24 protein-coding genes are annotated in these 21152 nt (G+C 56.9%); 7 read left to right on the forward strand and 17 right to left on the reverse strand.

Going from position 1 to position 21152, the window contains the following annotated elements; translation table 11 throughout:
• Positions 1–17: 17 nt before the first annotated feature.
• A complete protein-coding gene (lpxO, locus tag BM416_RS19490) occupies positions 18–917 on the reverse strand; it encodes a lipid A hydroxylase LpxO (RefSeq protein WP_092489114.1) in 900 nt (299 codons plus the stop codon).
• A 264-nt stretch (positions 918–1181) separates the two neighbouring features.
• Positions 1182–2501: a Wzz/FepE/Etk N-terminal domain-containing protein gene (locus tag BM416_RS19495; protein ID WP_092489115.1), complete on the reverse strand. Its 1320-nt coding sequence runs from the start codon at positions 2499–2501 to the stop codon at positions 1182–1184.
• Between the two features lie 362 nt (positions 2502–2863).
• Between BM416_RS19495 and BM416_RS19500 the strand changes: the two genes are divergently transcribed.
• On the forward strand, positions 2864–3250 hold the full coding sequence (locus BM416_RS19500) for a TIGR03067 domain-containing protein (RefSeq protein ID WP_092489116.1): 387 nt from the start codon (positions 2864–2866) through the stop codon (positions 3248–3250).
• 135 nt (positions 3251–3385) lie between these two features.
• Here BM416_RS19500 and BM416_RS19505 read toward each other — a convergent pair whose 3' ends face one another.
• Positions 3386–4198: a class I SAM-dependent methyltransferase gene (locus BM416_RS19505; RefSeq protein ID WP_092489117.1), complete on the reverse strand. Its 813-nt coding sequence runs from the start codon at positions 4196–4198 to the stop codon at positions 3386–3388.
• A gap of 154 nt (positions 4199–4352) precedes the next feature.
• Between BM416_RS19505 and BM416_RS19510 the strand changes: the two genes are divergently transcribed.
• The 5 genes from BM416_RS19510 to BM416_RS30880 all read left to right on the forward strand — a co-directional run bounded on the left by BM416_RS19510 (position 4353) and on the right by BM416_RS30880 (position 7516).
• Positions 4353–5591: an MFS transporter gene (locus BM416_RS19510; RefSeq protein WP_092489236.1), complete on the forward strand. Its 1239-nt coding sequence runs from the start codon at positions 4353–4355 to the stop codon at positions 5589–5591.
• 49 nt (positions 5592–5640) lie between these two features.
• Complete coding sequence (locus tag BM416_RS19515; RefSeq protein ID WP_092489118.1) at positions 5641–6216, forward strand: hypothetical protein; 576 nt, start codon at positions 5641–5643, stop codon at positions 6214–6216.
• Between the two features lie 71 nt (positions 6217–6287).
• The gene (locus tag BM416_RS19520; protein ID WP_092489119.1) at positions 6288–6614 is read left to right on the forward strand and encodes a DUF2388 domain-containing protein; all 327 of its coding nucleotides are present in this window, start codon (positions 6288–6290) and stop codon (positions 6612–6614) included.
• A gap of 482 nt (positions 6615–7096) precedes the next feature.
• The gene (locus tag BM416_RS19525) at positions 7097–7306 is read left to right on the forward strand and encodes a hypothetical protein (protein WP_017528106.1); all 210 of its coding nucleotides are present in this window, start codon (positions 7097–7099) and stop codon (positions 7304–7306) included.
• An 81-nt stretch (positions 7307–7387) separates the two neighbouring features.
• Complete coding sequence (locus BM416_RS30880) at positions 7388–7516, forward strand: hypothetical protein (RefSeq protein ID WP_256577552.1); 129 nt, start codon at positions 7388–7390, stop codon at positions 7514–7516.
• Positions 7517–7537: 21 nt separating this feature from the next.
• On the opposite strand, the gene BM416_RS30885 is transcribed toward BM416_RS30880, so the two are convergent.
• The 12 genes from BM416_RS30885 to BM416_RS19585 form a co-directional block, all read right to left on the reverse strand.
• Positions 7538–8791, reverse strand: coding sequence for a TonB-dependent siderophore receptor (locus BM416_RS30885; protein ID WP_256577553.1), 1254 nt, complete (start codon positions 8789–8791; stop codon positions 7538–7540).
• Positions 8713–9657, reverse strand: a complete 945-nt coding sequence (locus BM416_RS30890) for a TonB-dependent siderophore receptor (RefSeq protein ID WP_256577554.1) — start codon at positions 9655–9657, stop codon at positions 8713–8715. Before BM416_RS30890 ends, BM416_RS30885 begins: the two co-directional genes overlap by 79 nt.
• A 127-nt stretch (positions 9658–9784) precedes the next feature.
• A complete protein-coding gene (locus tag BM416_RS19535) occupies positions 9785–10309 on the reverse strand; it encodes a lysis system spanin subunit (protein WP_092489120.1) in 525 nt (174 codons plus the stop codon).
• Positions 10294–10614: a ubiquitination-like system serine protease family protein gene (locus BM416_RS19540; RefSeq protein WP_092489121.1), complete on the reverse strand. Its 321-nt coding sequence runs from the start codon at positions 10612–10614 to the stop codon at positions 10294–10296. The genes BM416_RS19535 and BM416_RS19540 overlap by 16 nt, the downstream gene beginning before the upstream one ends.
• Entirely contained in the window at positions 10611–11144 is a 534-nt protein-coding gene (locus BM416_RS19545) for a glycoside hydrolase family 19 protein (protein WP_092489122.1), read from the reverse strand. The genes BM416_RS19540 and BM416_RS19545 overlap by 4 nt, the downstream gene beginning before the upstream one ends.
• 58 nt (positions 11145–11202) lie before the next feature.
• Entirely contained in the window at positions 11203–11574 is a 372-nt protein-coding gene (locus tag BM416_RS30895) for a hypothetical protein (protein WP_256577555.1), read from the reverse strand.
• Positions 11574–12794 carry a hypothetical protein gene (locus tag BM416_RS30900; protein ID WP_256577556.1) on the reverse strand — a complete coding sequence of 407 codons (1221 nt, stop codon included), beginning with the start codon at positions 12792–12794 and terminating at the stop codon, positions 11574–11576. The genes BM416_RS30895 and BM416_RS30900 overlap by 1 nt, the downstream gene beginning before the upstream one ends.
• A 9-nt stretch (positions 12795–12803) precedes the next feature.
• On the reverse strand, positions 12804–13457 hold the full coding sequence (locus BM416_RS19560) for a hypothetical protein (RefSeq protein ID WP_092489123.1): 654 nt from the start codon (positions 13455–13457) through the stop codon (positions 12804–12806).
• A gap of 328 nt (positions 13458–13785) precedes the next feature.
• The gene (locus BM416_RS19570) at positions 13786–17352 is read right to left on the reverse strand and encodes a TipJ family phage tail tip protein (protein WP_092489125.1); all 3567 of its coding nucleotides are present in this window, start codon (positions 17350–17352) and stop codon (positions 13786–13788) included.
• Positions 17353–17404: 52 nt separating this feature from the next.
• Complete coding sequence (locus tag BM416_RS19575; protein WP_092489126.1) at positions 17405–17854, reverse strand: hypothetical protein; 450 nt, start codon at positions 17852–17854, stop codon at positions 17405–17407.
• Positions 17855–17898: 44 nt separating this feature from the next.
• Entirely contained in the window at positions 17899–18492 is a 594-nt protein-coding gene (locus BM416_RS19580) for a tail assembly protein (protein WP_092489127.1), read from the reverse strand.
• 55 nt (positions 18493–18547) lie between these two features.
• Complete coding sequence (locus BM416_RS19585) at positions 18548–18970, reverse strand: hypothetical protein (RefSeq protein WP_092489128.1); 423 nt, start codon at positions 18968–18970, stop codon at positions 18548–18550.
• 147 nt (positions 18971–19117) lie between these two features.
• Between BM416_RS19585 and BM416_RS19590 the strand changes: the two genes are divergently transcribed.
• On the forward strand, positions 19118–19615 hold the full coding sequence (locus tag BM416_RS19590; protein WP_092489129.1) for a hypothetical protein: 498 nt from the start codon (positions 19118–19120) through the stop codon (positions 19613–19615).
• On the opposite strand, the gene BM416_RS19595 is transcribed toward BM416_RS19590, so the two are convergent.
• Positions 19578–20393: a C40 family peptidase gene (locus BM416_RS19595; RefSeq protein WP_256577558.1), complete on the reverse strand. Its 816-nt coding sequence runs from the start codon at positions 20391–20393 to the stop codon at positions 19578–19580. The two genes, BM416_RS19590 and BM416_RS19595, sit on opposite strands and share 38 nt — an antisense overlap.
• A gap of 2 nt (positions 20394–20395) precedes the next feature.
• Positions 20396–21148 carry a phage minor tail protein L gene (locus tag BM416_RS19600; RefSeq protein ID WP_049712384.1) on the reverse strand — a complete coding sequence of 251 codons (753 nt, stop codon included), beginning with the start codon at positions 21146–21148 and terminating at the stop codon, positions 20396–20398.
• Between the last annotated feature and the right edge of the window lie 4 nt (positions 21149–21152).

Here is a 21152-nt window from a genome sequence, read left to right on the forward strand (position 1 = left end):
TAACGCCCGGGTCGACTTCAAATCAGTATGAAGATGAGTGCCAGTGCCGCGAAGATCGCCCATTTTTCCAGGTAGTAACGTGTGCGGTTGCGTTTTTTCAGTTCTTTGCCACGCAAGCGAATCTTGTACAGCCGGTTAAACGCGCGATTGAGCCCGCCGGTCTTGTCGCCAGCATCGTTGGGCGAGCCTGCAGCGGCCATGACGTTACGACTGAACCAACGGTTGAACCTGGCAGCCCAGCGATATTTCATCGGCCGCTCGATATCGCAAAACAGGATGATGCGGTTCTGCTGCGTGGTGTTTTCGGCGTAGTGGATGTAGGTCTCGTCAAACATCACTGCCTCACCGTCACGCCAGTAATAGTTCTCGCCGTCCACATTGATATAGCAGCCAGGATCATTCGGGGTCACCAGGCCCAAGTGATAACGGTACGAACCGGCGTAGGGGTCACGGTGGCGCACCAGCTTGGAGCCCGGTGGCAACTCGGCGAACATTGCCGCCTTGATCGAGCCGATGCCCTGTAACAGCTCGGTGGTACGCGGGCACAGCTTCATCGCCGAAGGATGGCTTTCGCCGTACCATTTCAGGTAAAAGCGCTTCCAGCCAGACTTGAAGAACGAGTTGAAACCTACATCGTTGTACTGGTCCGAGCGCTTGATTTCACCCATGTGCATGAGGTTCAGGCCCTCCTCGCGAATCTCCTTCCAATGCGCCTCAAGGGGGCTCAAGTCAGGAAAGTCACTGGGTGACAGGTAGGGGCGACCGGGTAGCCTGGAGCACAGGTACAGCAAGCAGTTGATCGGGGCCAGGAAGGTCGAATGATCACTGAGTTGGCGGCCCAGCTTATGCCGCACCCGACCACGCAGGTGTACATACGCAATGGAGGCAACGTAGAGAACAACAATGATGAGTTTCAAGGGATTTCGTCACATGTCAGAAGAAAACAGGCTGCTCCTGCGCGCCCACAACGGCTGAGGATGGATAGCAGCATCTGAAATCACAATTCACACAATTGGCACGACCGGTTGAGTAATGACCCGATACGTGGTCCGTGGCAGTTATTTAGCCACAGTTTGTAACCAAAAGTTAATCAAGAATTGTGAAAACCTGTCTACCGAATGTGCGTGGCAGACGCCTCGACGGGCTGGCCGCGCAACGGCCCAAGAGGCGTTCGGCCCGACCTATTGATGAGGCAACTGGCGATCCTCGAATACCGAAAACGGCCCGATTGCGCGCCGTACCTGCACGAAATGCCGTATCAGGACCATGAGTATCCCCAGCATCAGGCCAGCCACTACGCTCAGCGCGATGATAATGCCCACCCTTGGCTTTATCGGGTTCGGCGACGCCTGTGCCTGACGATCCACAGTGACCAGTTTCAGCGCGCTCATGTCGATATTCAGGCTGCGCAACCGCGCTTCTTCCGCCCACAGCGGTTCAACGTCCGACAGAAACATATCTTCATTTTTACGGCTGTTGAGAACCTCGACTTCACGGTTAGTGTCGAGCATGCGCAGTTCCTTGGCGATCTCGGCTACCCTGCTGTTGGTGAAATCATCGTTGGTGCGCTGTTGCAGCGCGGCCCGCTCCGCCTCCAGCACTTCGGTACCCATGAAGTACAAAGGAGCCTTCTGATTAGTCACCACGGTGCGCATCACCTGGTTCGATCCGTTCAGCGCATCCCCTCCCATGGATAAGGGGGTCGTGGGGTTCTTGATGCCAACGGACCTGGCAATCGAGATCGCCTCGGCCAGTTCTGCCAGGCGGTTGGTGCGCTCCATCTTCATCTGCAAGCGCAAAGCCGTGAGTTCATCCTGCAAGCGCGCGCGTTGGACTTGATCGGCCTCCAGCAACCTGGCGATCTTCGACGCTTTGCCCTTCTCATAGTTGTTACGCGCAGCGTCGATCCTACCCTTGAGTTCGTTGAGGCGGTTATTGACGATCACCTTGAGGTCGGCCCCAATCTGGTTGCGTTCCTGCGCAATGGCGTAGTCGACGAATCCGTTGAGAATGGCCGCGCCATCGATCCCCTCGGGGTACTGCATTTCCAGGCGAAGGTAAGCGTTGTTGACTGCGTCGGACTTCTTCGAATCAGGCATCACCAGGTTGATGGCGTTGCTGTTGAACGCTTCAAAGCTCTGCTCCAGGCTTTGCCCCGGCCGTTTGAGGTCTTCGAACAGCGCGGGGTTGGCCCTGAAAAAGCCCAGCCGCGAATGATAGGACTCCAACTGTGCGCCGACCTTGGCCAACGCGTCGCCCGGCGGCAACTTGTAGACTTCTGAACGGTTGAGGGCATCCAGCTCATTGATCGCCGCTGGCCGCAGTACACTGCTGACCTGGTAAACCCTGGGAGCAAGAAACGCGTAACCTACTCCCAGGAGGCCTGCCAGGATCGTGCAACCGATGACCCATTTTTTTTGCTTCCATATCGCGTGAAACAATTCAAAGAGATCAATTTCGTCCGATGTCAATCGTTGGTGGAACTGGGGAATGTTGTTCAAATTACGTAAACCCTGATGAATTGAAATCCAGCGCCCAAAAACACAGACCTTAATAACAACTGAATAAACAGGGCGGCAACGTCAACCACCCAATTGAATGAATCTTCACACCTAAGCAGCCAGAGGTTTCATTTCAGTTACACGGGTGTCTTCTCTGACAAACACCAGGAGCATAGACGGTCTGTTGCGAGACGTTACCCGACGGGCAGACAAAGTAACGTTAATCACCTGTTATTAAAGGAAAAATTAAAAAAACCCTAAAAAACAGGACAATTCCTACATATATTCTCAAATCAGATGATAAAAAACGCCGCACCGTCCGGAACGACCGGCAAACAACCCTACAATAAAAAGGAATTTGTATGTCATCCATTTCAGACCCAGATATTCAAGCCCTTCAAGGCGCCTGGGAGCAAACCTCACTCGAAGACAGTGGCGTACTCAATCCCATCGATGCCCACAGCGCTCCGGGTGCTTTAACCACCATCAGCGGCGACCGCTTCGAAGTGAAGACCGTCAGTGGCGAGGTGTTGTTGGCGGGCCGGTTTTTCCTGGACAGCAGCACGGCTCCCAAAAGCATTACCTGGGTGGACGCCCTGGGCGATGACGCCGGTAAGCACTTGCCCGCCAGTTATCGCCTCGAGGGGGATTCATTTGTGTTCATTGCTGCGGATGAAGGTATGCCCAGGCCCATCGTGTTCAGTACCGGCCCAGGCCAAACCATGCGCACTTTCGTGCGCCGCGCTTGATGCCGTGCGCCATCCGAACGCGCGACAGCATTTTCACAAAGCCTTCACTTTCAGCCCTATAGGGTGAAGCCTACCTACTCCAGTAAATCCCTTGGCCTGCCAGTGCGCGGGCTTTTTTGCCTGGCGCCAATCGGCTCAGGCGGGACGCTTTGTGGCGGCCAGCGTGAAGCACAGGGGCAACTGGGCAGGCTGGTGCTCGTACTGGTCGTAAAGTTCTTCGCGATTGGAGTGGGCATATTCCTGCAGATGGTCGATCTGCAATTGCGCAGCAATCGCCGCGCTCACCACATCCCCCAGGGTGTGCACATACCAATAGGAGGTCGGCCCCGCCACTTCGCCCTGCCCCTCATAGACAATCGACTCCTGCAGCACAAAAGGCTCACGCTGGAAGTACGAACTGGCCGGCAACAGTGGGTCTGGCGCACGCGGGTCGAACATTTCCAGAAACGGGTGGGTTTCATACATCACCAGCGTGCCACCGGGTTTCAAGGTCCTCGCGACATGGCGCATGAACAGCGCCACATCCGGCATCCAGCCCAGCACGCCGATGGTCACCAAGGCGATGTCGAAGCGCTCGTGCAAGCGTGATGGCAACTGGTGGATATCGCTTTCGATGAATTCCGGGTTGTGGGGCGAAACGTCGGCAAGCTCACGGGCCTGCTGCAGGAACGCCCGGGATTGGTCCACACCGACCACCGAACGCGCGCCCAGGCCGAACAGTGACAGGCTTTCGCGGCCGTTATTGCAGCACACCTGCAGCACCTCTTTGCCGGCAACGCCGATGTCTTGCAACAGCCCGGTAAGGGTGGGGTCCAGGCACGAAAACCCAGGGTCGCGGACCCCGTTAAGCAGGGCGCTCCAGGTCTCGGTGGTTTTGTGCAGGTCCGCGGATTGATCCCAGGCGTCCTTGTTGCAGGCAATCGCCTGTTGAGCTGAGGGCATGTCCATTGCGTCTCCAGATAAGTCATACGGCGAGGCAAAGAAAATAAGCCACAAGCCCGCAGATTAAAACCCCAGCAGCAGGCGAAACTAAATGAACTGCGCGCAGGTCACTAGCGCAATGAGTGTTCAGCCTTTGAACGCCCCCTGCGAAGTCCTGATCGTGGCCAAACACGCCGACCTGCGTAATACCCTGTCCCTGGACAGCCTGAATTTTTTCCTGGCGGATGTGCGCGACGGCCTCGGCCCGTACCTGGCCATCTATCTGCTGGCGGTGCACAAGTGGGATCCGGCCAGTATCGGCGTAGTCATGACCCTGGCAGGTATCGCCGCGCTGATCACCCAGGGCCCGGCGGGTGCCCTGATCGACCGCACACGCAGCAAACGCGCTGTGATTGCCGTTGCCGCCCTGCTGGTGACCGGCAGTTGCCTGCTGCTGCCCTTCGTCAGTTCATTCAGCCTGGTTGCCTTGACCCAGGCGGCCAGTGCCATCGCTGCCTCGGTGTTCGCGCCGGCGATTTCCGCGATTTCCCTGGGCATTACCGGGCCACGTGCGTTCACCCGGCGCACTGGGCGCAACGAAACCTTCAACCATGCCGGCAACGCTGTGGCGGCGTTGTTGGCCGGTGGCCTGGCGTACCTGTTCGGACCCGTGGTGGTGTTCTACCTGATGGCCTTTATGGCGGTGGCCAGCGTCGTCGCGGTCAGTTGCGTCTCGGCCAAGGCCATCGACCACGAGGTAGCCCGGGGCTTCGATCCCGCCCACCACAGCGACCATGAGCAGCCGTCCGGCATTGCGGTCTTGCTGGCCAACCGGCCGTTATTGCTGTTTGCCGTCTGCTGCGCCCTCTTCCACCTGGCCAATGCGGCGATGCTGCCACTGGTCAGCCAGAAGCTCTCGCAGATCAACCTGCAGATGGCCACGCCACTGACCTCGGCCTGTATTGTCGCCGCACAATTGGTGATGGTGCCGATGGCCTGGCTGGTGGGCAGCAAGGCCGACGTGTGGGGGCGCAAGCCGCTGTTGCTGTTCGGCTTCATGATCCTGCCGCTGCGTGGCGTGCTCTATACCCTGTCCAGCGATCCCTACTGGCTGGTGGCCGTGCAGATGCTCGACGGTATCGGCGCAGGGATCTTCGGTGCGCTGTTCCCGGTGATCGTCAAGGACCTGACCCAGGGCACCGGGCGTTTCAACGTCAGCCTGGGGGCGCTGTCCACCGTATTTGGGCTGGGCGCGGCCTTGAGCAGCAGCCTGGCCGGTTTTGTGGTGCAGCAGGCGGGCTACAATGCGGCCTTCCTCACCCTGGCCGGGGTGGCGGGCGTCGCGTTGGCGCTGTTATGGCTGGCGATGCCGGAGACGCTGGCGAAGCCCATCTTGGCCCCCCACGCATCTGCCGCATGATATAAGCGACACTGTGCGCCGAACCCAAACAGCAAATGGAGTTGCCCCTATGAAGAAATACATCCTGTATCCGCTACTGCTTCTGCTCGCAGGATGCAGCACGGGGCCCTATCTGCATCCGGAGTCGACGGTGGGCAGCAACGCCCTGCTTTCGCGCACCTGCCCCGGCCCGAAAGCGGCGATGAGCTATGCCCCGCTGTCAGAAGCACTCAACTGGGTTCATGTGCTGGTCTATGTTGCGCCACCCGGCACATCCAGCTGGCCGGGTAACCAGCGCTCAACCTCTGCTGAACTGCGCCTGTTCGGACGGCTCTACTCATCCAATAGCACAGCAGCCGTCAAACAGGCCGACCCGGCGCTTTGGGTCAGTGCAGCGTCGCCCGTTGTCACGGTCACCCTGGCGAATGGGCAAAGCTATCCTGTCACCATTGAACAACTCAAAACCGGTTTCGACCCCAGGAAAACATTCCACAGCGAGTTCAAAGGGACAGCATTGGGCCAAGGCGACATGGATGATTTCACGCTCACCTTCCCGGACATATTCGTCAACGGTGAAAAAGTCCCTATGGCCCCGATTCACTTCAAGAAACGCGAAGAGCGTTATGCGCCTGTGTTTAATTGCTGACGGGCCGGGTTTCTGGCGCTCAGCCGACTCTGTTATCGTGCGTCCTTCGACCGCAATGGAAGCATCGAAGAATGAATTCCTGGAAGACGCTGGCAATCGCCCTCATGGCATCGATCAGCACCAACGCTATGGCATGGTATGTGGAGAACCCGGTCGAGAGAGCGCTGAGCGCCACCACCCTGTTCCCGACCTTTGTCCTCGGCGGGACCACGGCATTTACGGTCTACTCGCCCTCAGTAATGAAAAAAGCGAAGGATGATGCCCTTGCATTCATTGGCTCCGAGGGCGAAATTCGCGGCGCTCAGTTTGAGCAGGCATCTCTGCACTACCGCTCGGCCCCTCACACGCGTCCCATGACCGACATGCAGCTCGCGCAGGCAATCGCAACAACTTACTGAGCGCGGCCTCGTCGAGAATGGCTTGCCACATTCAATGCGCTGAACATCCCTCGTCGGCCGCCATACAACTGTCGCCTGACATATGCGACAATGCGCGCCAAATTCCAACACACATCCCCCATTTTTTGCTCAGCGACCGGGTTTCGCGCCTTGATGTCGCTGTTGATGCATGCCTGAAGGCTCCTGCCGCCACGCTCGCAACCCATTGATAGGTAAAGTAATTGATCTCCACAGCTAACATCACCATGCGGTATGAAACGCATTCTGATGATTACTGTTGATCAGTGTTTACTGAGCCAAGTCGTCATAGGTAATCAGCAATAAAGCACCGAAATGCACCCGTTGGTCCCAAGACTGGTCCCAACGGGCAAATTTCAGCTCATGCCGAAACTGCATAACCCCTCTCGCGGCGTCCTGCCGACCTAAATCAAATCCAAGATTAAGACCCCTGCTAAGCTGTTCACTCCAAGGAGGAAACAGACATGCCGAATACAGACCTACTCCCTTCCCTACTCTCCAAGCTCTATGAAAATCAGCTTGCTCTCGAAGCATCCATCATGGAGTTATCGAACTGGGTTGAGCAGCGCGGCTCCGCGGATGTAGCCGAGAATATCCGGGGCGCTCTGCACACCATCGACGAGAATGAAGAGTTTATAAAACTGACCCTGGCAGTGCTCATGGCGCCGGAGTAAATCCTACAGCTCGTCGCCTCAAATCGCACAATCGGCAAACCTCGATTGCTGTGTGCACATACAGCATTTGAGCACGCTACCATGAACATCGATGAAGACACGTACAACTACCCATTGAGCGACGCCGAGGCGCAATTGATTCTGCTGGGGCTTGCCCCACCACGGCCGCGATTGACGCCCAACAAAAAGCCGCGACAGGGCGCGGCTTGATGTGCGTTTTTCGATCCTACCTTAGAACTTCCAACTGACAGACGCCGTGAAGTTACGCGGGTCGCCATAGTTGCTCTGGCCATACCGCACAGCTTGCAGGTACTTCTGGTTGGTAAGGTTGTCGAGGTTGAACTGGGTGCTCCAGTGTGGGTCGATATCATAGTGCGCCATCAGGCCCACTAGTGCGTAACCACTCTGGTTCGCGGCTGGCGTATCGTCGTTCTGGATCTCGCTTTGCCATTTAACCGTGCCGCCGACCTTGACCTTCGGTGCCATCGGCAGTTTGTAGCTCATGGAGGAGGTCAAGGCATGGCGCGGGATGAATTTGCGTCCACGGTCGTTATCCGCATCCGTGATGTACACGTAGGTGTAACCGCCACTGACTTGCAGGCCCGGAGCCAGCTCACCAGAGGCTTCCAGTTCTATACCGTTGCTCTTGTAGGACATGCCCTCATACAAGTAACCACCTAGGCTGGCGTCGTATCCGGAGTATGTGGCGACATTGTCCTGCTTGGTATGGAACACAGCGGCCGAGACGTCCAGCTTGTTGTCCAGCAGATGGCCTTTAATCCCGGCCTCGTAGCTCTTGCCCTCCAGCGGGTCGAGCACCTTGCCCTGAGGGTCTAGGTAGTACTGCGGATTGAATATCTCGGTATAGCTGGCATACAGCGAGTACTGCGGCGTCAGATCGTAGACCAGGCCAGCATAAGGCGTAACCTTGCCGTGGACGCGCACATTCCGGCCTGAACCGTAGTTTTCGCCATCGCTGTCAGCACTGAGCATGCGCCCCCCGGTGATAAAGTGGAGATCGTCGGTGAGGCTGAAGCGCGCCCCGGCATACACACTCTTCTGCCGGTCGGTATAGCTGGAGGTATCGGCAGCGTTGGCGATATCGTAAGTAGTGGGCTTGGCAATGGAGCCACTGAGCGCATCCTGCAACGATACCGAGGTGTAGTACGACGATGTGTCGTATAGCGAGGATTCGTTGTTTCGCGAGCGGGCCACGTTGGCGCCCACCGTCAACTGATGTTCACGTCCACCCAGGGAAAAGGGGCCGCTGAAAGACAGATCACCGTCCAGTTCACGGTTCTTGTCCTTGTACTTGGATGCCAGGCCGGTGTAGCCAGTGGAAGACGTGCTGTCAGCGTAGATATAGAACATCTGGGTGTCTTCCCGGTGCTCCATGGCGGTGAGGGTCAGGCGCGACTTCCAATCGTTGGCGAAACTGTGCTCCCACTCCGCAAAAGCGCGAGTGGTGTGAACATCCCAATACACCCAAGGCTGGGCGATGTGGCGCTGGAGCTGCTGTAATGCAGCGACTTGCCACTGGCGTCGGTCAGCGGCAACGCGCCCCAACTGGCGCCGTTGGCATTGCTTTTCTGGTCTTCGTAACCAACGGTCAAGATATCGCTGTCGGTCAGGTCGAATGCCAGCATGCCGCTGAAAATGTTCTTTTCCCTGGAGTAACGATCCAAGTAGGAGTTACCCACCTCGTTGGCATAAATCAATCGCCCGCGAACATTTCCCCTTTCGGTCAACGGGCCCGACAAGTCGATATCCACCCGGCGCTTGTCCCAAGAACCAGCGCTCAGATCAATCTTGGCCTGAGTCTCGTAAGTCGGACGCTTGCGCACGAAGTTGACCGTTGCCGAGGGGTTGCCGCTGCCTGTCATCAGGCCATTGGCTCCATGCAGGATATCCACCTGCTCGTAGGTAGCCATGTCGACATCGCCGACAAGCAGCCCGCCGGTCATCTGCATGCCTACGCCGTCATACTGGAAATTGGTGATATCGAAGCCCCGGGCCGTGAAGTAGGTTCGGTCGGTTTCTACTTTCTGGACGTTCACACCCGGCGTGCTGTCCAGCACATCGCGGACACTGTTGAGTTTGAAATCGTCCATTTGCTCACGCTTGATACTGGTCACGCCTTGCGGGGTTTCCTGGGCCGTGAGGTTCAACCGCGTGGTGCTGCTGTCGGGTTTGGCCTGATAACCCGACGGCGCACGTTCCTGATCTTCAGCCGTAGCGCTGATGTTCGTGGGAGGCAGATTCAGAGTGCTGTCATCCGCAAAGGCACTGTTAAAAATACCCAAGGCGATCAAAGTGAGGGCTGACGTGGGCAAGGAGGACATTTTGCGCATGAATGGTTGAAACTCCGAAAAGCAAGAATGCAAATGATGTTTATTTACAATTCTCACACTCAGAGATAACGGAAATCAATTCCATTTAGGTATCAGCTTTGTAGCGAGCAGGATGACGACTCTGCCATCATCTAGTAATGGCCCTAACGTAAGCCTGGCATGCCCGCAGAGCGATCAATCCTTGGTCACCGGAGTCGGTGATTGCGATAATTCGTTGAGCATGCGCTGGGTCAAGTTGGGCTCGACGGGCTGCATGAACCACGCCGACGGCGCCGGTGGCGGAAGGCACGTTGCAGGCACTGGCTGGATCCTCGGCAAGGAGGACTGACAGCCGGACATCAGCAGTAGCAAGCTGGTCACGCAGGCGAGCCTGGTTGCGCTGGGCATCGGATAATTCCTTGATGTGTTGTTGGTCTTGGCCAGCGAGCTTCTGCTCTAAGGTCAGCCGTTTGTCTTGCTCCGCGCGGGCATGGGCAGAGGCGGCATTGCTGATGGCTCCCAGGTCCGTTTGGAACTGGGCCGCCTGCTCGGCTAGCTGCTTGCCCATCCGCCAGTCCTGCACCTGCCAGGCGCTGCCAGCACCAATGCCGATCAGCAGCAGGCACGAAAATAGGATCAGCGCGACCTTGTACTGCGTTACCAATTCGCCCATGACTCCTCCCAATTCGGCATATCGACAGTTTGACCAGCCAGTGCATGCGTGCAGTCGCCCAGGTACTGGATTCGTCCATCGGTGACGAATGAGTGGCAGACAACATCCTTTCCATGCATCCCATAGCGGGACAGTACAGAAGGCGTGAACGTCAGGGCCTCGGCGTTTCCGTTGTAGCCCCACCGCGGGCCAGGGCCAGTTCCAACGTTCAGGCTATGCGGGAGATCGCAACCATTGCAGAAGAACCACAGCGAGTCGTCTTCCGCCTGGCCCAGGACGCGGGAGATTGTTTTTATTTCACTCATACCAGCACCTTCAGCGCCCTGTAGTACAGCGCCTGCCGATCGGCTTGGCCGGTGAGCCCGCCATTGATACGGCGAGTGATCTTCGCGAAGTCGCCCTGGTCCGCAAGCGTGTTCAGGCCCTTGGTCGACCAGAACCAGGCCGCCGACATCGCGGCGTACTGCGGCTGCTCCAACAGTTCAGGGTTGTTGATGAGGTCTACGCCCAGCGCTTCCCCGCACGCGGCATGGTTCGCCCGGCCAGTGATCTGGATAAGGCCCCGGCCACGGTACTTGGAGCCATCACCCGGCTCCGTGTTGCCCAGGTCGGCGCGCCCCTCGTACCCGGCCTGTTGCGCGGTGGGGCCCCATATCTCGCGCACGTAGCGAAGTTGGCCCGACTCGTGCCCGACCTGGGCGATGAATGCCGCGATACGCAGCTTGGTCACGATCCCGTACTTGCCCATAGCAGCGTTCAGTGCAGGAACAAAAACGCCGGCTTGGCGGCCGGCGTTCGGGAGGATCTGCAGCAACTGCTGCTCAGTGATCGGCATGACTTTCTCCAGGCAAAAATAAACCCGCTCATGGCGGGTGTCGGTGTACTGATGGTGATCAGCTCGGCGCTACAGGACGCTTGCTGCTATCGGGGAAGTCGGGATTTGTTTCGGTCCACTTGCGAAGTGCAAGCCAATACCTCTGCCACTGCTGAGCGGTGCCGGGGATGTCTTCCTCGCCATACTCGATGGCAGTCACGTTTTGTTGAGCCTTAGGCATTTCGGATTCACGCCAGGCGTTTTCCAACACAGCGGGGTCCATGGGAGTTGGCTCTGGGTCTGGAGGTCTCGGAATCTCCTCCAGCAAACCTTGATCAAGCTGATCCTGAAACCACAGCCACTGCTCAGGCGTTACCAAAGGATGAAAGTTGTATGGCTGCCCATTTAACTCGCCTACAGTCGAGCCGTCTTCAAGGTAATAAAATTGCATCAAGATATTCTCCAGTAAAATCCGAAAATGTACTGGCCCGCCGTAGCTGCCTTGATTGTAGTTCCGCCAGCAGATACTCCAGCAGAGGAAGCCCCGATCAATGCCCCCGTCTGGTTGTTAGCCTGATGTATCCACCACGCATAGGTTCCGCCCGCGGGAAGTACGGCGGCGACACTGTCTCGGTTAAACGGCATAAAGTTTGCGCTGACCGGTATAAGGGCGGCGCTTGAGGCGTTCTGCTTTAAATCCAGGGTGGCCTGCAAATCTGTTTGAGCAGAAAGTGTTCCGCCAATTACTCCCCATGCCGGCGCTGCGGTTGTCGCCTTCCAGGCGCCCCATGCCCCATTGGTCTTGAATCGCTGCTGAGTGGTAATCGATGAATCCAAAGACGTCCACGTTTGGCGAGCATAGTCAGACGTCCAGTTATCATGAACCAAGTAGCCTTGGTTACGGCCGTCTGCGCCAGGATAAACAGAGCCAGTCCATGTGCCAGGCGTCGTATATCGGCCATTGTTAAGAGCCACATTGGCAGACGATTTCTGAACGCCAGCGCCGCCACCGTTACCTCCCTGCTCGATAGAAAGCGGGGTCGTCAAACCGCTGAGCGACGTAATGTCGCTGTTCGCACCACTTGCAGCCTTGCCAAGCGTTACCTCTTCGGCTTGTTCGGCGGATTCCGCTGCAGCTGCTGCCGATGCGGCGGCGGCCTGTTCCGACTGAATGATTGAGTTCTTAGCGGTCTCGGCACGATCGGCGGCGGCGCCCGATTCCACGGCGGAAGATTCGCTCTGCTGCGCAGCCAGTTGCGCGGCCTCTTTGTTCCCCGCGGACGCATTTGCGGCGGCTGTCGCGATACCGGCTTGTTCCGTGGCAACTGTCTTGGATTGCCCGGCAGATTCAGCCGCCTCGGTCGCGGTCGCCACCTGCTCCTGCATGTCAGCAACGCCGCCGGCAATGGTTTTAGTTGCTGTGCGTAAAGCGTCAGCGGAATCCTTCAGATACCCCTGTAAGGGCGCGATTGAGTACGCCGAAGAATCTCCGTAAGGCGGCGAGATCGCCATCGCAGTGTCGCTCGCAATATTGGTGATTTCGTACCACCCGCCATCGGGGCCGCGAAAGCCATCACCTACACGTGAGTTCGCAATGAACGATGTGCCGGTGCCGATCACAGCATTACTGCCCTGCGTAACAGCGACAGTTCCTGTTTTGTACCAGGTCATGTGATACCTCTAGGAAATTGGTTTGGCCCAGACAACTGGCGTGTATAAAGTGGTTTGTACATCAACACCGATCACTTGCATAACCAGCCTGTTATTTACATAGTCCCAGACTGCATATTGATTACCCTGCCTAGAAGTGCTGCCGGCAACGTCCATGGCGATATTATTAAGGAGCATGTAATCCCCTGTATTTAAAGGTGATGCCGCTGTCCAACTGAGCCTGTAAACACCTTGACTTGTCTGCTCGGAACCTAAATAAGTCCAGCTTGTGATAGTTCTTGTGAACTGCGCAGCGGGAGTCCCATTATCAAATAATATCTTAGAACTAGAGTCCCAAAGCCTAAGACCATAATTAGCAACTGGCTTAGATTGAAATGCTGCACTAAACCAAATCCCAGAAGTGCCAACACCAACAATGCCAGTAAAAGAAAAACCAGTCCATGCACCAGGACTCCCAGTTATCTTACAAAAACAAAGAGTGTTAGACTGATTAGGCCTTACAAAAACAAGAGGTGGCTCAGGAGATGTTACTGTAGACGGAAACCCTACACTGGCACCTCCGGAACCGCTATATGTGCCTTTTGCAATTATGACTAATCTTGAAAATTCAGAATCCAATGTAATTACATTACTATCGTTAACAAATGTTAGACCGAAAGACATTATCTATACCTCATAACCAAAAGTCGCTGAGGTGTTAGAACGCCCATCGGACCATTTGTATTAGGCTGCCCCCAAAATACAGTTACAACCCCAGAACCAACAATTGGTATATATTGTATATTTCTAATATCCTGAGCATCTGTTCCATAATTTGTAATAGGGATACATACAGCCGAGTGTGTTGACGGACTAACCCCTGGCAAAGATATAGTCATTGTTCTCTGACCATTTCCACTTTGAACCACAGCTGAATATTCAACTCTAACTGTAAATGATGTTTCATCTAACTCAAGGGCGCCATTGGCGCCCCATATCCTCATTCCGAAACTCATGCCGTCAGATCTCCAAGCTGTACGCGCTTAACTCCGTTTTCGTCGTAGACCTTGATCGCGCGGTTAGTCATGGTCAGGCGTCCACCACCAGGTGCAGGTCCGTTGAACTCCAGGTTGCCGGCCTTATCAAGGCGCCACCCCTGAACACCGGCGACGTAGTTGTCAGATTGCAGCGCCTGCCCGATCTTGAGCATGGTGATGCTACCGTCCTGGATGAAGGCCGAGTTCATGAACACTTGGCCATCCTGTACGGCGAAAGGAACGCTGACGGCACCGCCAGCAATGGTGTTGACGATTGCGAAACGATCAGCGCTGACCAGAAACTGGCTTTGCAGAACCCCTTCAACGTTCTCGATTCCGAGACCGACACCTGCATACACGTACTGCCCGTTTTGATTGAGCTGCATCTTCACGGACCACATGGTGGACAGCTTGCCGTCTGTATCGGCCTGTGCCTGACTGACCGTCTGAACGGCCGCCGAGGTTTCGCCGATCTCCACACCGATCTGCTGGATAGCTTGGGCGGTTGCTTCGCGATCGGTGGCCACAACGCTTTCGAGCTCGGTCACGGTGCCCGCAACATCACCCACCGAAGCGGTGAGTTCGGTCTGGCGCTGCACCATGGCCGCGTTCTGCGACGCGCGCGTCTTCACTTCCTGAGCGAAACTCGCCGAGGCGTTGTACCCCTGGAGCGCATCCGCCAGGTCGCCTTCGCCGGTGTCATCCCGATAGGCTGACTGCAAGGACTGAAGGCTCGATGCCTGGGCAGTGACCACACCGTCCAACTCAGTGATGCTGGTGGTGTTGAGCTCTACCTGGCGCGCCAGCCCGTTGGCGGTGACCAACACCTGGCCCACGTCCACCCAGTACGCGGCGTTTGGCGGCGAGGTATCCACGGGTACCAATTGCGTAGCCTGGTAGATCCGCTTTCCGACAACCACCAGGTCGCCCTCGAGGTAAACCGACTCAGGGTCGTAGGCCGATAGCCCATCGAGCGCATCGATTTGCGCCTGCAAGCCTGGGATCTTGTCGATTTCGTCGACGATGTCCTGGCCAAGCTCCGTACGACCAACCTGGCCGGCAATCAAATCCAGAACCGGGTCAGCGTTGGAGCTCGCCATGCCCATCACACCGTTGCCGACCGGATAGAACGGACCGACGTTGCCGGTCCGGTCCACCAGGCGCGCCCAGAAGAAGAACTGCGCGCCTGCCTGTAGGGCCTGCATGCTGTAATCCGCCTGGGGGTAGGCCAGGTCTGCCAGTTTCGATGCTACGGACAGGTCATTGGCCTGTCCGTACCACAGCTCGGTGCGCTGGGTGTCCTCGGCGCCAGCAGGAAAGCCCCAGCGAATGCCGATGCCGAACAATTCGCTGGTGGTAGACAGGAATGCCACCGCCGGCGGCAAGCCGACCTTCCCTTCCAGATTGGTCAGGTTGGAGCTCTTCCAGATCGAAGATATCTCGAAGGCGCTTACCGAGCGAACCCGGGCAAGATAGGCGCCCGAGTAAATGCCGGTGACATCGACGCTCGTCGCGCCCGTGCGCTGCAGCTTGATCCAGTTGCCGCTGTCCTTGCGCCACTCTACGTCATACGCAACCGCACCAGCCACAGCGGGCCACGAGATGTTCATGGTACTGATGGCCAGACCTTGGTCAACGGAGTAGTTCGACGTAATGTCGACGCTCGCCGGCGCCGGTACCACGGTAATTGGCACAACGCTGATTGGGCGCTCCTCCAGCCGGGCGCCGGTGTCGATGTGATCGAACTTGCTCGGGTCGTACTGCACAGCCGAGATTTCAAACACGCCTGGCTCTGGCCGCGCCACGCTGACCACGCGATAAAGCGGGATGGCCAGGTCGTCAGCATCCAGCGCCCACACCAGTTCGCGCTCTGGCGCAACAGAGTAAGCCACGGTTACGGTGACCTGCCGACCGCTGACCAGTTGCACGGTGCGGCCCTCGCACTTGCCATCTGGCAGGTTGAGGATCAGCCGGTCACCGGGTTTGGCCTGGGTGTCGCGGTCCAGGGTGATGACCTTGCCGTTCACCGCCGAGATGCGCCCGCCCACGGGCCGACCGGCCAGCAGTTCGTCGGCGATCGGGATTACGTAGCCAGGCAACGGAATACGCCCGTCCAACCCAACCTTGAAGGTAACGGCCCGGTCCTTGGAGTTCGTGAGCAGCGCCCACTTGCCCCGGCGCTGGGCTTCGGATTCACGGGTGCAGCCGATGGCGCTGATCTCCAGCGGGTTATCGCCGTAGCGCCGCTGCAGCTTCGGATCGGTCACCGGGGTGACATCGGTGTCGTAGTTGTTCAGCGGGTTGTCGTAGCTGATCAGCGCGCGGCTGTAACGGGTGCGTTCCGATGCGCTGGAGTAGGTGAACTTGCCGTCAATGACGTTCGCCCGGGTGTAGGCGAAGTCGAAGTCGGTAGCACGCGGCATATCCGCGAGTGTGAACACCTGGCCCTGCGCCCAGTAGGTCATGCCCCGGTAGATCGTCGAGATGTCACGCAGCAGAGACCAGGCGTCAGCCTTGCTCTGAAGGTTCAGGTTACAGATGAAGCGCGGCTCCATGCTGCCCTTACCGTCCGGCACCAGTTGGTCGCAGTACTGCGAGATGCGGTACAGCTCCCATTTGTCCACCATCCACGGCTTGATGCGACGGCCCAGGCCGAAACGGTCGTTCGTGGTGATGCCGTAGGTGTGCCAAACAGGGTTGTCGGTCCAGGCCTCTTTGAACGTTCCGTCCCAGACGCCCGTGTAGGTGCGCGACCTGGTGTCGTAGTTGCTCGGCACCTGCCATTTCCGACCATCGCACTCGATCGTCACTGCTGGGATGCTGCGGAACTGTTCCGCAGAAAACTCGATGTAAAGCAGCGCGGTGTTCGGATACCGGATCTTGGCGTCGATCACCTCAGTGAAGCCGGCAATCTGCATGGTGTCGGAAATTTTATTGTTGTTCTGGTTTGCAGTCAGTCGAGTGATGCGCAACAGCCACCCGGTTGTCGCGCGCGGCAGATTGATTCGCCGGGTTCGCTCGTACAAGCTGGTGGTCTTGCCGGATACTGCCTCGTTCAAAACCTCCTGGTAAGTTCCACCATCCGTTGCCAACTCGATCTTATACCCGATCGTGTAACCGTTGATGTTGCCGCCGGAATCCACCGATTGGAGCGCAGGCCAGGCAAAGCGCACACGTACAGCTGAGAGCTGGGTATTGGTGATCGCTCGAACCCACGGCGTGCCGCTGCGCAGCTCGGTGCTGATGGTTGTTTCGTTCTCGACCGATGGGATGCCCTGGATATAGGACTGGTCCACAGCCCCGCTGCGCCACTCCCACTTCACGTTCGGGAAGTTCATGTTCCCCTGCGGGTCTTGCAGCGGTGTGTTGTCGAGAAAGATGTCCTTGGCGGTAGGAGCACCATCAAACTCGCCCTCACCCACAGCAATAAGCATTTTCGCAATTGCGACGGAGCGCAGGCTGTCTGGTGCCTCGGTTGGGGTTTTAGGCTTCTCGGAACCGCCCTTGGCGCCATAGACATCGATCTTGCGTGCTGCGCCCATGCTTTTCTCCAGACGTAAAAAAACCGCCCGGGGGCGGTTTTATTTGAAAGATTCAACCAGTTATTGTTATCTGTATATTTCGTGTCGCAACACCATACGCATCCGCCAGCTGAGAAATAACAGCTTTCATATCTATTGATTCTTTAAGAGGCTCCGGCCGAGCTAAAACGTTATCCCGCCCATTAAAAAGATCTTCTAAATCTTGCTTGTTATATTCGTTAAGCCACTTAGTCCCTGGCACTGGGACTGTGCTGATGTAGCTCTTCTTAACAATTTCAGAAAATCGAAACCCTGCAAAGCTCGGATCTTCAGTGCTAATTGTAATCTCATCGATTTTTGCAACTGCTCGAATCGAATTACCAACAACAAAAGCAACGTACTTAAACTTAGAGGGATGGTGCTCTAGAAACTCCTCATCAAAATACTGAAAACCAAACCCTTCAAAAACTTTTGAAAGATTTTTTTCGTCATCAAGTTTAATTACCACACCTAACGTCGCCATAAAAACTCCATTTCTTAGCGCTATTCAGAGCGTCAGAATATAGACTACAACTGATCTTCGGCATAGATGGCAGCGCTAATAATTGCGCCACCCCATCGCCGGCGGCCAGCGCAAAGCGAGACAGGATTGCCGGAGGCCGTTGTGTTCTTGGCGCTGCCGAAGGCGTAGCCGGGGGTGTTCTCGGGGGCGGCACTGGTTTTAAGTCCGCTGGCTTGAGGGCTCAGCATCTGGATAACACCGCCGGCGACAAGACCAATGCCCGCTCCTATGAGCGGAGTACCGAAAGGCGTTGCAGAGAAAATAACACCCACAACAATCAAGATCGCACCGACGATGGTTTGAAGGATGCCGCCGCGCTTGCTGCCTACGACCACGGGCGCAATGCGGATGTCTCCGGAACCGTTGTAGCTCAGCTCCTTCTCCCCGATATTGCGCTTATCGCGAAACACCGCGAATTCAAGGCCTCGAGACTTGGCATTCGAAAGAAACCGCTCGAACCCAGGGATCTGCACGCATAGTGCTTTGATCGCCTCCGCCGGCGATTTCACCGCGAGCCTGAACGACTTCCCGAACTGACGTAACTGCCCGTGCAGACGAATCGTTGTCATGGGTTGATAGTTGATCGCTGATGCCTGCATCACTTTCTCCGGACAATAAAAAACCGCCCGGAGGCGGCTTCATGGCTTTCTTGGTTCAGTTGTAATCGACATAGGGCCCAATGTAGAACCCGGCCATGTCGCCGCTGATGCGGTACAGGCTTTCCTTGCCAGGCTGAACCGTCGCTGCGATGGTTCGAATTGCAGCGCCTGCGCACAAGCCAGAGCCTGCTAGACCGGCGCCCAGATTGGGCGATCCCGGCGGAAGGTAGAATGTAGCCCGCTGACCAGTACCGATTTTTGCAGCCATGCGGCCGTCGACATAAACAACAATGTCGCAGCCAGAGCCGACAGCGCCCGAGTCGCGTACCACGGTGATTTTTCCGCTCTCGCCAGACGGTTTAGTCTGGAAGGCATAGACCTCATCGGACGGTACCGGCTTCGCATCCCGCACTGAGATCGCCGATGAGGCGCACCCCGCCAGCATCGCCACCGCCACAGCCGCTATCAAAATCCGCATGTCGTTCCCTCTTTGGTTTGGCGGAACTGTAGCACTGAGACTCGGCAACAAGAATTCGACATGCAAAGAATCGGTCTTGACAGGTGCGCTCAGCATAGCCATTCGCTAAAATTCGCCCCTTTTTTAATCCATGGATGCAGAATAGAAATGAGCAGTTCCAACTGGGTCGCAATCGTATCTGTAGTCGCCACTTCCCTAGCTACCGGCTACTCCACCTATTCAAACAACAAGTCCAATACGGACTTAGAAAACACGAAGCAAGAGCACATGCTGTCAGTGGAAAAGCTCAAACAAGATAACTTAATTGCCCTGGAAAACGTAAAATCCACTCGTGAGCAGAATACCTTCTTACAAACGAAAACCCTCGAAGTTCGCACACAATACTGCAATGAGGCGAAATCTCTATATAAGGAGCTCGGTGACTCGGTAATTAATTCACAGGATAGCAACTATGTGGTTCAGTCCGCCGCATCGAAGCTCGTATCGAAGCTTACGATACAAGCATATGCATATCTTGATAACGCTATTGCCGACACCTATACGAAGCAAACAAAAAATTCTAACACACCCGATAGCAGCGCAATTTTAGCTGCTCTTGCAACACAAGTCAGAAGGTGTGCGGCGATGAAACCGAACGACGCTTAAATTCATTTGGGGTCACAGCCCCCGAACTTTTGCCTTTTTGCCTCAAGATCAGCCGGCTTCGGTCATGCCATGGGCCGCCGTATACGATGATTTCAGAAGGCCTCCCGTACAGGTGGTGCAGCAGGAACGGACCAGGGCCGAACGCTCCAGGCTCCTCGCCAGGTAGCGAAGGATCGTTGCCAAGGTATATGCCTGCGTGGTTCGGGTGGGCCGTCCGGCCAACCTGCATAACGATCATGTCGCCGCGCTGTGGGCGGTCGACACGCACGAAACCGGCAGCCTCGTAGTTCGCCTCGTACAGGCTGGTGTTCTCCGCACTCTCCCACCAACCATCGGTGCGCTGGAATGCTTCGAACTCAAGGCCCCACTCACGTTGATACCAGTCAGCGCAGACCTGCCAGCAGTCCCAGGCCCCATGCACGAACGGTCGCTTGAGCAGCGGCGTGCTGCCCGTTGGAGTGATCGTGCGCATGTCGCCCTCGGGCCACGACAGAATGTGCCAGGGCAACGCCGTGGCCTCGCACATGGCCAGGTCATGCGGTGACGGCCTGCTGGTGGCGTCCGGGTGTGAGTGAACGATGCCGATAACTTCGCCCAGGTCTTCCGCCGCAGCGTAGTCCTCGGGATCGAGCCGGAACTCTTGGTCCGGCTCCGTGGCGATGTTCCGGCACGGGAAATACTTCTGCTTGCGCCCGATGGCCAACAACAGACCGCAGCACTCGCGCGGATATTCCGCCGCCGCGTGCGCCTGTATGGCCGAGATGATGTGCTTACGCATAATCAGCTCCGGGCTATGAGGGACACGGCGGGGAATCCACCGAAGGAGAGTTCGTTGTTCTCGCCGAAGCGCAGCTTGCAGGACGACAGGCACCCCTTGCACTGGTCCAGTGCTGGGTCATCCGTGGGGTTGTCCTCGTCGTCGAACATGGCCGCGCCGGTGTAGCCACAATCCGGCCCCCTATACCCATTGGTCATGGCCCAGTGGCAGAAGGTTGTCATCTGGCGCCCGGGAAGCCCGTGGTTATCGATCTCGCCCGGGGAGGACAGCTCCCAGACCACCGCTTCACCGTCCTCGCTGGTTTTCTGGTCGATGTACCAGATCTCCAGCGCTTCCTGGGTTGGGTCGGCAGTTGGGTTACCGTCAGGGTAGTTCGCCGCGTCCAGGTACTGGGCCAGCGTCTCACGGACCGTCAGCTTGAACTTGAGCATGTCCTCGAAAGCCAGGCACAAAGCTGTAACTCGTCCATTCACGTTGCCGGCGGCGAAAGTAGGCCGAGAGGCGGTGCCGTCACTGCTCGAGGAAATACCCTCAATCTGCACCGGCCACGCCGCGTACTCCTGGCCCTGCCAGATAATCGACTTGGCGGGCAGATCTTCTTCCGAGCCCTCATAGGCCAGCAATTCCTCTGGCGTGTGCGGGATAGCGTGACCATGGAAGCGAAGGTAATCGGCGCCGTATTCCGTCCCGTCAATTTCAAACAGGCGAATTTCGCCGCCGGGCTCCAGTTTCTGGATGTCCGTGATCAGTGCCATGGGC

It is taken from the genome of Pseudomonas sp. NFACC42-2, assembly GCF_900116055.1.
Taxonomy (GTDB): domain Bacteria; phylum Pseudomonadota; class Gammaproteobacteria; order Pseudomonadales; family Pseudomonadaceae; genus Aquipseudomonas; species Aquipseudomonas marginalis.